Source organism: Sphingobacterium sp. B29 (assembly GCF_001952815.1).
Taxonomy (GTDB): domain Bacteria; phylum Bacteroidota; class Bacteroidia; order Sphingobacteriales; family Sphingobacteriaceae; genus Sphingobacterium; species Sphingobacterium siyangense.
The window spans coordinates 2,104,867-2,117,603 of record NZ_CP019158.1; the positions used below are offsets into that span (position 1 = coordinate 2,104,867).

Annotated in this window: 8 protein-coding genes; 7 read left to right on the top strand and 1 reads right to left on the bottom strand. The window is 43.3% G+C overall.

All coding sequences use genetic code 11. From position 1 onward, the window contains the following. Positions 1-56: 56 nt before the first annotated feature. The 5 genes from BV902_RS08780 (at position 57) to BV902_RS08800 (ending at position 9,319) form a co-directional block, all read left to right on the top strand. Entirely contained in the window at positions 57-3,182 is a 3,126-nt protein-coding gene (locus BV902_RS08780) for a SusC/RagA family TonB-linked outer membrane protein (protein ID WP_075991616.1), read from the top strand. A gap of 44 nt (positions 3,183-3,226) precedes the next feature. After that, a complete protein-coding gene (locus tag BV902_RS08785) occupies positions 3,227-4,909 on the top strand; it encodes a RagB/SusD family nutrient uptake outer membrane protein (protein ID WP_075991617.1) in 1,683 nt (560 codons plus the stop codon). A 43-nt stretch (positions 4,910-4,952) separates the two neighbouring features. Beyond that, the gene (locus tag BV902_RS08790) at positions 4,953-6,065 is read left to right on the top strand and encodes a hypothetical protein (RefSeq protein WP_075991618.1); all 1,113 of its coding nucleotides are present in this window, start codon (positions 4,953-4,955) and stop codon (positions 6,063-6,065) included. 77 nt (positions 6,066-6,142) lie between these two features. After that, the gene (locus BV902_RS08795; RefSeq protein ID WP_075991619.1) at positions 6,143-7,747 is read left to right on the top strand and encodes a glycoside hydrolase family 32 protein; all 1,605 of its coding nucleotides are present in this window, start codon (positions 6,143-6,145) and stop codon (positions 7,745-7,747) included. 66 nt (positions 7,748-7,813) lie between these two features. Next, entirely contained in the window at positions 7,814-9,319 is a 1,506-nt protein-coding gene (locus BV902_RS08800; protein WP_075994685.1) for a glycoside hydrolase family 32 protein, read from the top strand. A 59-nt stretch (positions 9,320-9,378) separates the two neighbouring features. On the opposite strand, the gene BV902_RS08805 is transcribed toward BV902_RS08800, so the two are convergent. Continuing rightward, the gene (locus BV902_RS08805; protein ID WP_083663532.1) at positions 9,379-10,527 is read right to left on the bottom strand and encodes an alginate lyase family protein; all 1,149 of its coding nucleotides are present in this window, start codon (positions 10,525-10,527) and stop codon (positions 9,379-9,381) included. Between the two features lie 156 nt (positions 10,528-10,683). Here BV902_RS08805 and BV902_RS08810 point away from each other — a divergent pair, with 156 nt between their 5' ends. Both BV902_RS08810 and BV902_RS08815 read left to right on the top strand, forming a co-directional pair. Continuing rightward, a complete protein-coding gene (locus tag BV902_RS08810) occupies positions 10,684-11,283 on the top strand; it encodes an RNA polymerase sigma-70 factor (RefSeq protein WP_075991620.1) in 600 nt (199 codons plus the stop codon). Positions 11,284-11,367: 84 nt separating this feature from the next. After that, a complete protein-coding gene (locus BV902_RS08815) occupies positions 11,368-12,594 on the top strand; it encodes a FecR family protein (RefSeq protein ID WP_075991621.1) in 1,227 nt (408 codons plus the stop codon). Positions 12,595-12,737: the final 143 nt, after the last annotated feature.

Below are 12,737 nucleotides of genomic sequence, written 5' to 3' on the forward strand. Positions count from 1 at the left end.
CGCTATCATAATCAAATAATCAATCTAAATCATTAACCATTTACTTATAACCAATTATGTTTACAAGACAGAAAGCAATGCTGCTCCCGTCTTTGGCACTTTTTTCTGTTGTCGCATTTGCGCAACAGACTGAAATCCGGGGAAGAATTACGGATAGTGGGACAGCAGCACCTATAGTAGGGGCATCTTTAGTGGTGAAGGGAACCACAATAGCCACCAAGACAAATGAAAAGGGAGAATTTGTCCTTCAGACTTCGGGCAATCAGGGTACATTGGAAATAAGCTATGTCGGCTATGCCTCCCAGACGATTGCTGTCGCAGGAAGAAAGTTCCTCGATATTCAGCTTGCACCTACCGAAAAAGGGCTCGATGAAGTGGTCGTTACAGGATATCAAACAGAACGGAAGAAGGATTTGACGGGTGCTGTGAGTGTTGTTAATGTTGCTGAGATGATGAAAGCTCCGGAAAATAACCCGATGAAAGCGCTGCAAGGACGGGTAGCTGGTATGACCGTAACTTCGGATGGTAGTCCGAGTGGAGCGGCAACAGTGCGTATGCGCGGAATCAGTTCCATCAACAGTAGTCAGGATCCCTTGTATGTCATTGATGGAACCCCCACACAGGGAGGAATGCATGAACTCAATTCGAATGATATCGAAAGTATTCAGGTTTTAAAGGACGCTTCTTCGGCGAGTATCTATGGCTCGCGCGCAGCGAATGGTGTTATTGTCATCACGACAAAAAAAGGAAAGATGGGTGCCCCTAAACTTACAGTAGACGCCTATGCCACCAGTACGCATTTTAATAATCGCATGAAAGTGCTGGATGCCCAACAATATGGTCGTGCATTGTGGCAGGCCACCATCAATAATGGCGGAAACCCCAACGGAAATAATATTGGTTATCAGTTTGAATGGAATAACGACGCAAATGGCGTACCTCAGCTCAATACTGTTTTTGTTTCCAAGTATATCGACCGTGAACATACCATGTACGCTTCCGATACCGATTGGTTTAAGGAAGTTTCAAAACCGGGATTGCAACAATCTTACAATGCGACATTAAGCTCCGGGACAGAAAAATCCAGTTCCTTTTTCTCCTTAGGTTATTTGCACAACAATGGGACACTCCGTTACACGGATTTCCAGCGGATATCTGCCCGGATGAATGCCGATTATAAATTGTTTGATGGACGCTTGGTGGTGGGCGAGAATTTTACGGTAAACAATACCGGTGAAGTGCAGGTACCGGGCGATGTGCTTGACCTTTCGTTAAAAGCATTGCCCATTATTCCTGTCCATACAGTAGATGGAATAGGATGGGGTGGACCAGCATTGGGAATGAACGACCGCCATAATCCCATGCGTGTACTTTATGATAACCGGAACAATAAATATAATTATTGGCGGTTGTTTGGAAATGCCTATGCGGATCTACAGCTTATAAAAGGTCTGCATGTCCGCACCAGTTACGGTTTGGACTATAGTAATTTTTACAAACGTAATTTGGAAGTATCCTATCGTTCGGGATTTATGAATAGCAGCCGGAGTGGGGTTAATATGGAACAGTCCCATGGAATGAAGTGGACTTGGTCCAATACGGCGACATATCGGAAACAGATTGATAAACATACCTTAGATGTGCTTGCCGGTATGGAAATGAACCGTCAGAATGATATCAATTTTAATGCCTATACTGCCGGAGATGGCGCCTTTGCCATAGAGACACCTGAGTATATGTGGCCAGGTGTGAGTACGGGCACAGCGGCAGTAGGCGGTGGCTCTACGGGATTCTCGCTGTTATCCTATTTTGGAAAGGCCAATTATTCCTATGATGACCGCTATCTAGCTTCCTTCACCGTGCGGCACGATGGTTCTTCCCGCTTCGGTAAAAATAACCGCTTTGCAACTTTCCCGGCGGTAACAGCGGGGTGGCGGATTTCGTCCGAGCGTTTTATGGCAAGTACGAAAAACTATATTTCGGACCTCAAGCTGCGTGTTGGATGGGGGCAGACAGGTAACCAAGGTATAGGTAATCTGGCTACCTATGCGCTTTTCGTTCCCGAATATGGTGTTGCTGATCCGACATGGAACATCGTGGATGGCACAGCATACGATCTCTCAGGCGCAGGAACGGGAAAATTACCGTCGGGATATCGCAAAATCCAAACAGAAAACAATGACCTGAAATGGGAAACCACAACGCAGACGAATATAGGCTTAGACTTTTCATTGTTTAATCAAAGTCTCTATGGTTCGATTGACTGGTATGTCAAAGCAACCAAAGATATGTTGATCAATCCAGCCTATATCGGTGTGGTTGGAGAGGGCGGTTACCGTTGGGCGAATGGTGCCTCCATGGAAAATAAAGGTTTGGACCTATCGGCTGGATATCGCAATAAAACATCGTTTGGACTGGATTATGATGTGATGGCTGTGTTCTCTACCTATAAAAACAAGGTGACACATTTGCCGGAAGCGGTAGAAAACTCCTATGGAGGTCGTCAGGGAGATAATATTATCGGCCGGCCGCTGGGATCATTCTATGGCTATGTCACCGACGGTATTTTTCAGAATCAGGACGAAGTGGATGCGCACGTCAATCAGACCGGTAAGGGGATAGGGCGTTTACGTTACGTCAACGTCTATGATGCGGACAAACAGATTACGGATATGGACCGTACCTGGATCGGTAGTCCACATCCTGATTTTTCCTATAGTCTCAATATTGTGCTGAAATATAAAGGGTTTGACCTGTCGGCATACTTTCAGGGGGTACAGGGGATAGATGTCGAAAACTGGCTGAAAAAACAAACAGACTTCTGGAGTGTGGATGACGTCAATTCCAACAAAGGCCTGCGGTTGCTGAATGCATGGACACCACAAAATCCAACGTCCACGATTCCGGCCTTACAAACGACAAACAACAATGACGAGGGCCGCCTGTCAAATTACTTTATCGAGAATGGATCTTATATGAAACTCCGGAATCTGTCTCTGGGCTATACCTTGCCAACAGCAACAGCCTCACGCCTGCGTATGAGCCGGCTAAGGATCTATGTCACAGGTCAGAACCTATTTACCGTTAAGTCAAAGAATTTTACAGGTGTAGATCCTGAAAATGTAGGTTGGGGGTATCCAATTCCAACGACCTGGACAGCTGGGGTAAATATTGGATTTTAAAAAGGGGAGAAATAAGGCTATACACTTATAAATAATTTATACGGATGAAAAAAATAACCACTAAAATAGCGATACTTATGGTTCTTGCTGGACTACTTCCAGGATGTACCAAATTTTTGGATCAAACACCCAATGGTGTACTGAGCTCCGATCAGGTTAAAGAGCCAGAACGATTATTGACAGCGACCTATGCCGCTTTGGGCAATGATCATTATGACGTCCCTTTTAGCTTATGGCCCTACGGTACGGTTCGGTCGGACGATGCTTATAAAGGCGGATCGGGGCCACAGGATATCCAGACCTTTCATTTTCTTGAGGTCTCAAATAACATTACAACCAATTTCGCGGAGTTGGATAAATTGTGGTTTCAGTTGTACGTTGCAATTTCGCGTGCCAATACAACAATCAAGACCGTACAGGAAATGGACAATTTCGATGGGAAAGAAGAAAAACTGGGTGAAGCACGCTTTCTTCGGGGGCATTTTTACTTTATGCTCAAGATCCTTTTCAAATATGTGCCTTATATCGATGAAAATGTACCAGTAGACAGCTATGAAACCGTATCGAATAGAGCTCTAAGCAACGATGCATTATGGCAAAAGATTGTGGCGGATTTTCAGTATGCGGTAGATCATCTTCCTGCTGTGCAAACGGAGGTCGGTCGGGCCAATCGTATCGCCGCTGCGGCTTATCTCGCCAAAGCCTACCTGTATAAGGGATACCGTCAAGACAATGCCGAACGTAATATGGTGACGGGTATCGATGCGGCAGATTTGGAAAAGGTTGTACAAAATACGGATATTGTGCTTTCATCGAACCATACGCTGGAAACCGACTTTGCATTTAACTTTTTGCCGGGCAAGTATGAAAATGGGACAGAAGCGCTCTTTTCAGTTCAATTTTCAAAAGATGACGGGACAAAATTTGGGCGTGTTAACTTTTCTGATGTACTATCTGTACCTATGGGGCTGGGCTGTTGTGATTTCAATAAACCGAGTCAAAGCCTTGTCAATGCGTTTCGCACAACGGGTAAAGGTCTACCTCTGGATAATTATAATGCGTTGAATAGCTTTAATACCTCCGAGAAGTACGACCCGAGGTTATTCCATACAGTTGCAATTCCGGGCTTACCGTACAAGTATAGTAGCAAAAGAACATACGAAGAAAGCTGGAATCGTAATCCGGCGGAGTATGCTGTTTACGCCTCGTTAAAAGAAAATGTTGATCCCGACTGTGATTGTTTTGTCCCCATGGTACCCTTCTATGCGAATACAAAGAATCGAATTGTATTGCGCTTTGCCGATGTGCTGTTGATGCGGGCAGAGGCGCTTATCGAGCTGCATCGTTCGATTGAAGCACTGCCATTGATCAATCAAGTGCGTACGCGCGCAAAAAATAGTACCTCACTTACGGGATATGCAAATGATAAAACGCTGATCGAAACGTACAAAAATGGAGATAATATTGTATGGACCGAAGAAAATGCCCGGAAGGCGTTACGTTGGGAAAGACGTTTGGAGCTTGCGATGGAAAATGGAAGATTCTTTGATCTGGTACGTTGGGGAATTGCAGACCAGGCCATGAATGCCTATTATGATGTAGAAAAGTCACGTCGATCTTATTATTCCTCGGCACATTTTACAGCAGATAGGAATGAATATCTGCCGATTCCCGAAGCACAGATCAGATTAAGTAAGTATCTGTACAAACAAAATCCAGGCTATTAAACAGGCATTTATTGTTGAACGATTAGTATAACCAATTATTCCAATGAACACATTAAATAATTATATAAAAGTAGGGATTACCATCCTGCTTATCGGGCTTCTCGCTGCCTGCAAGCGTGATGCGGATAGTACACTCAATTTGAGTGCAGATGTAGATGTACTTTCTTTCAAGGTCGGCAATACCATTGGGAAAGTAGATCAGGCAAAAGGTACCATTCTTGTTATGGTTCCTGAAGGTACAGATCTTTCGGCGGTGGCTCCGACAATTGAATTGCCCAGTAATGCAAAGGTTTCTCCAGCTTCAGGCATCGCCCAGAATTTTTCATTTTCTGGCACAACACCGATTACTTACCGCGTTTTTAATGGTAATCTATTTAATACCTACCAGGTAACCGTCAAAGAAATCAAAGCAGAAATAACGGCATTCCGCATCGGAGAAAAAGTAGGGATCATTGATCAGAAAAATAAAAGCATTAAAATTTACCTACCCCTGGGGACAGACCTAAAGAATCTATCACCTGCGATAGAATTTACAGCCGGAGCAAGCATAACGCCCAATCAGAGTGGGCCCGTAGATTTAAGTTCCCCCATAAAATACAGCCTTGCGTATATGGGGCAGACTTTCCAATACACGGTAACTGCCCTATTGGGTACAGAACCCAAACAAATCTTTATGATTTATAATGGTGAAACCAGCGTTCCACATTTCGACGGGTTAGGGGTGAGTACGGTAGATTCACCTTATCCCAATCCGAAAACCACTGGAATTAATGCAACACCCTTCTGTGCGTCTTTTGTACGGGACAATAAAACTGGTGAAGGCTGGCACGGTGGAGCGCTCTGGAATGCAAATAAAGTGACGATCAATCCGGCAGAATACGGGCGTTTCTCGATGATGGTATTGAAAGATGTAGCTGGTGATGTGCAATTGGAAATTCAATCGGATGGCGAACAGAATAAAGATTGGTTGCGTGCCAATTATTCGAAAGATCATGTCGGTGAGTGGCAAGAATTGGTTTTTCAGATTCCTGCCGGAAGAAAGGCTATCATTAACAATATACTGGTAATGCCACATGAGCATCCTAATGGACAGCCCGTGGCATTTCCTACCCAACGGATGTACTGGGACGAATTGAAGGCATTACCTAAAGAGTAATCGAATACAAACAAAACAAGTTATTATAAAAAGCAAAAATGATAGCTAATCCAGGGATTAATAGAAAGATTTAAATCATGAGACCAAAGATATATTTGCTTCCGACAGTATTCTTGCTAAGCTTGTTGACAAGTTGCAAGAATGGGGATGAGAGTTCGACAGGGCTGGATAGGCCCATGGAAATACTGCCTGTGGATAGTTCTACGGCTTGTATTTCGAGGCAGGAGGCGGGCCCCTATCAAAGGTTCTACAGACCCCAGCAGGGGTTTGTGGGCGATCCCATGCCTTACTACAATGCCAACGATAACAAGTTCTACTTGTTTTATCTGTATGAAAATGCCAACAGGCATCCGATTTATAGTACGCGGACAAGTGACTATGGAACATTTGAGGGCTATACCGAAGTCTTGTCGTCGGGTGCTGTGGGGAGTCAGGATGAATGGATCGGAACAGGAAGTTTTATTAAAAAAGGAACATTGTATTACTGTTTCTATACGGGGCATAACAATGTTTTTACGCCTGCGGAAAAGATTATGTTGGCTACGTCAACTGATTTAATGAATTGGACCAAGCAACCAGCAATGGCGCTGCAGGCTGCAGCGGGCTATGATCAAAATAATTTTCGTGATCCACAGGTTTATTGGGATGAAGGCCGCAATGCCTACGTCATGTTAGTCACGACACGAAAAGACGGAAAAGGAACGCTGGCACGTTATCAGTCGACAGATTTAAGCAGTTGGTCTATGATTGAACCGCTCGTTGCGACCACAGGGACAGTAGAGAAATATGGAATCGAAACAGATGCAGAACTATTGGAATGCCCGGATCTATTTAAAATGGGCAATAAATGGTATCTCTTGTTTTCGCGGATCAACCGGGATGAGCATCGCAAGACATTTTATCGTGTTGCGGATTCTCCGGATGGCCCTTGGACGATCTGTCGGGATAGCGAAGGACATCATGAAACCTTCGACGGACGCTATCTCTATGCGGGCAAAACGGCTAGCGACGGTACGACACGTTATCTTTCGGGATGGTGTTCAACCGGGCAAACAGTAAATAATAACAACGAACTGCCCTGGGCTGGAAATTTAATTTCACACCAGTTGGTTCAGGGAGCTTCAGGACGTTTATATCCTAAAATTCCGGAAGCCCTAAACAGTAAATTCAATAAGGAAGTCCCCTTTGAAAAACTGAGCAATGTTGGTCAAGTTTCCGAATCGAATAAAACCTATAGTTTGACAGCGCAATCGGGCGGAAGAAGTTATGCACAATTTAACCGGAACACTTCATCCGTGAAAGTGACAATGACCATTGATGCTTCCCAATCCAGCAAATTTGGTTTTTCATTTGGCGCATGTGATGATCCGACCGAAGTGTATAGCATTGCTTTTGATCTGACTTCATCCAATCGTTGGAATATGCCAGCACTGTTTATGAACAAGGAGGCACGCGATGGCGGCGGAAGCAAAACAGAACTCAATTTTACGCCACTTACAGTACCGACCAACCGGATTTTTAACGTGAAAATTATTATTGAAAAATCGATTGGTATCGTATATGTGAATGACCGTGTTGCTTTTACCAACCGGATCTATAAAATGGATCAAAACCCTTGGACTATTTTTGCGGATCAAGGAACAGTACAAGTGAATGGGTTGAAAATAGAAAAATCTTCCTAACAATTGAGACGATATTTGCCTATTGAAGCGAACAAGAACCTAATTAAAAATGTAAACAAAAGAAAAATGATAAAATTAAAGAAATACGGTGTTTTAATGCTCCTGCTAGGTGTTTTTGGTACAAGTCTGGCACAGACGGGACAGCATAAACAAGGAGATCCCGAAGAGAAGTATCGCCCACTTTACCATTTTACACCACAGCAGGGTTGGATGAACGATCCCAATGGACTGGTTTATCTGGACGGTAATTATCATCTTTTTTTTCAGCATAATCCCGAAAAACCCGTTTGGGGGCCTATGCATTGGGGCCATGCGATCAGTAAAGATTTAATCCATTGGGACGAGCAGAAGATCGCATTGTACCCCGATAGTTTGGGGACTATTTTCTCCGGTAGTGCTGTAATCGATAAAGATAACACGGCAGGTTTTGGAAAAGGTGCTATGGTCGCCATTTTTACCCATCACAATCATCAGGAAGAGGATCGAAAAACAGGATTGCATCAAAATCAAAGTTTGGCTTATAGTTTGGACAAGGGCCTTACCTGGACAAAGTATAAAGGCAATCCGGTATTGCCAAACCCTGGTATATGGGATTTCAGAGATCCAAAGGTGATGTGGCATGTGCATAGCCAGCGTTGGATTATGACCTTGGCTACAAAAGATTGTATTACTTTCTATTCTTCCAAAGATTTGAAAACATGGCAGAAGGAAAGTGAGTTTGGCAAAGAGGTGGGGGCCCATGGTGGTGTCTGGGAATGCCCTGATCTTATCCCCATGGATTACAAAGGAACTACAAAATGGGTTTTGTTGGTGAGCATCAATCCAGGTGGACCCAACGGTGGCTCGGTGACACAATATTTTGTGGGTGACTTTGATGGGCATCAGTTCCGAACAACGGATACTAAAATAAAGTGGTTGGATTGGGGACCCGATAACTATGCCGGCGTAACCTGGAGTAACCTAGGGGATAGGCACCTGATGATTGGCTGGATGAGCAACTGGCAATATGCCAATGTGGTTCCTACCACAAAATGGCGTTCTTCCTCAACCATACCCCGTGTTTTAACTTTAGGAAAAGTTGGACAGTCGTTCTACGTTGCGAGTACTGTGCCCAAAGAAATTGAAACCGCATTTCGTCCGCTAAAAAAATACCATGGCGGCGGAACGAAGGAAGTTTCATTCGAGCAACATCTCCCACAAGCGTACCGTTTGGACCTCAAGGATTTGAAGCGGCAGGCTTTTAAAGTCATCTTATCGAATGAATCTGGCGACGAATTGGTTATTGGGTATCGTGAAGACCAAAATGCCTATTATATCGATCGTTCTAAGTCCGGCGAAGTGTCTTTTAATGGAGAATTTCCAAAGACAGCTTTGGCACAAAGGCTGCTAAATAAGGGTGCACTTTCTTTCAGTTTGTATGTTGATGTGAGCTCTGTGGAACTTTTTGCAGACGAGGGGCTAACGGTAATGACCAGTTTATTTTTTCCGAACAAGCCGATAACCAAGCTGCGTATCGTGGGAGATAAAAAGTTGGAGTTTCAGGAAATCGGTATTTCTGCATTTAAGAGATAAGAGCTGGATTTTTGCCATTAAAGCGATCCTTGATAAGACAAGGATCGCTTTATGCTTCGCTACTTTGTCTTATTTTCGAGATGCAAGTGTGCTGGCGTTAGCGTGGGGAAAGTCCACGCAAAATGATTTTTTTTGTAAACTATTGGACGGTAAATTGAAAGATACGGATCAAATTTCGATGTATGATAAATATCCTTCATGGCCTCAAAGAGATTGGAGGGCCAAACTCCTGCTGTCCGGTCCAGGATGTCAACGTCCGGATTTTTAAACCAAGGCCATTCAGTTGGATGTTGATTGTAATAATATAAATAGTCAAGGGCCTGCGTGACCGATTTTCCGTCCTTCGTGGCGGTAAATAGGTTTTCTCCGGTGGCATTGTGTATGCACCACATGGAGGCTGTCAATGGTGCTAATGAAAAGTAGGTGTACCATAAACCTTTCTCACCCCGTTTTACTTCCTCAATAAGATGACCGTCAGCTGCGATCTTTTCAAAGAGATCAGCCTTGATTAAGGCTATTGTAAAAGAAAGCTCTTTTTGGTCATCAAGAAAGTTTGCCGAAAGTAGATTCGCAAACCTCGCCCAATCCGCAATATTATTGGATTTTTCGCGTAAGAAATGTGTCGCTTTTTGAAAGACATCGATGGTCCAGACCTTAAAATGATCATGATCTTTCTTCGCCCAAAGGGGATCGTTTTTAAGTAATTCGGCAGCAATCATCAATCCGGCTCCCGCATAAGAAAGCACAACTGGTCCGTCAAACTGACTGTATTTTTTATTGATTGTGGCCCAGGAGTTAATGAAATATAAGGCCTTGGATGCATATTTTTGCTCCCCGTTTAAGGTATAGACCAAGGCCGTACAATAGGCAGCAAAAGCATCCGCATGGAGCTTTTTTGCCATAGCACGTTGGCCTTCTTTATCGCTGTAAAAGCCGGGTACACTAAAATCTTCAACAGCATGATGGTCAGTCAATAAAAGAGAATCGGCCAGCCTAATCAACTGCGTGTATGCAGTATATACAGGTTCGGATTTTTTGTTGATTTGCGATTTCACATAATTGACCTGAGTAACTGGGTGCATTAAGGATTGCCCATGACCATGTGAAGGCCAAATAAATAGGCCGACTATAGACAAGGTCAATCCTATTTTTAAAAATTGAGTGGTTTGGGCCTGTAAGCCAAAAAATAGATATATGAAATTTTGCATGGTTCTAAATGGATACGTTTATCGATTGGTTTGATCGCTATGGGGGGATTAGCTACTGCAAATTAAGAAAAAAATAACATAAGTTTACTGGTGTTCAGAAATTTCATTTGAATTATTGCAGCGAAGTAATTAACTTCATGCCTAGAATAATCAATTATGGACATCAATCAAAATCTGCCTGAGAAGGAACTCTTGTGCCAACTCCATCATGGAGATATGCAGGCTTTTGATATCTTGTACCATCGTTATAGCCAGATTATCTATGCCAATATCCTTAAGTTTCTGAAAAATGAAACTAGTGCCGAAGATTTACTTCAGGATGTTTTTCTGCGTATCTGGGAAAATAGGTCAAAAATAGATCCTGAACAATCTTTTGCAGCATTTCTTTTTACCTGTTCGCGTAACATCACATTTAATTTCAAACGACGCCTGAAATTGGAGATGGAATCTGAAGTCCAACTCGCCTATGGTGCATTGGAATCTGAAAATACCATTGATAAGGTGCTCGATTCCAAGGAGGCCATGGTCCTGGTAGAAGACTTGTTGAGCAGATTGCCCAAACAACGCCAAAAAATATTTAGGTTATCTAAGCTTGAAGGTAAAAGCTATAAGGAGATTGCCGAAGAAATGGATATTTCTATTGCTACTGTTCGTGACCATATTGTTAAAGCAAATAAATTTATCCGACATGGTGCATTGCAAGACAATGGCTTCTCGGCCCTACTAATGATTCTGCTTCTGCATGCTGCAAATTAATTTTCTACATGCTGCAAATTATTTTTTTTCTGGAGCAGACCTTTATGCTACGAAGTGTGTATTTACTAGTAAAAATACAGCTCAGTGGAGACCAATAAATCTAAAATAGACCAATTACTTCAAAAATATAAAGAAGGGAACTGTTCGCTTGAAGAGATCGAATGGCTACAGCATGCGCTTTCTGCTACCGACATCGGGGATCAGGATGCCATCGATCAGGCTATAGTCACTAGTTTACTCCAGCCTTCTGCTGCAGGAAAAATGAGTGAATCCAGGCAAAAAATAGTGCTTGGAAATATCAAAAAGCAAATTCAGCAAGGCACAGAGGAGCGCGATAAACCTAAGTTTTCAATCGTTTGGCCCTATTGGGCTGCGGCGGCTTGCCTATTGCTCTTTATTTTTACAATGATATTCTGGCAGCAACAGACGAGTCCTGTTCAGGCAGACATTAACCTCGTTAGGCTGCAAGATACAACGGGTGTTGTTGTAAAGCCTGGTGGAAACAGTGCTACCCTTCGTTTAGCGAACGGCACACTTTTAGAACTCGATAAACAGGCATCGGGGATTGTGATGGGAGAAAGTATTACCTACGAAAATGGAAAATCTATCGCTGCTGCGGCATTAGATAAACAGGGGATGGCGGCAGATCCAAGTAAGGTTGTATTGGAGTTAGCCACTCCGCTAGGGGGGATATACCAGATTACTTTACCTGATGGCACAAAAGTATGGCTCAATGCGGGCTCTTCGCTAAAATATCCGATGAGCTTTGCAAAAAATGAACGAAGAGTTAGTTTGGAAGGCGAGGCCTTTTTTGAAGTGACGAAAGATAGCGCACGACCTTTCAAAGTGCTGAGTAAAGGACAGGAAATTGAGGTGCTCGGGACTGCCTTTAACGTCAATGCTTATCCCGATAATACCGTGATTAAAACGACTTTAGTCAATGGGAAGGTTAAATTATCGAACCATAAACGATATTCAGAAGCAATATACCTGCTACCAGGTCAGCAATCGACCAATTCCAATAACGGAAAAATACAACTCGCAAATGTGGATACAGCACCCTTTACCGCCTGGAAAGAAGGTTTGTTTTATTTTGACGAAACACCGCTTTCGGATGCACTGCAGCAGATTGGTCGCTGGTATAATGTCGAAGTGAAGTATAAAGGCGAGGTACCGCAAACACATTTCTATGGTCGTATAAAACGAAGCAAGCCGCTCCGCGACGTACTTGACGTATTGGAAGAAGGTGGGTTGCGTTTTGAGCTGAGCAAAAGCGATGAAAAGAATATCCTATATGTTAGACCGTTGTAATTAAAACCCTAAATAAAGATGAAAAAAGAAATGATCATGGATTCCACTTAATCCGGAAAAGGGTATAAGCAAAACAAAAAGGGCAGTGCTGGGGGGCACTGCCTTGAATTGGATGCATATACTTACAAGTGTTGCCCAAAGGC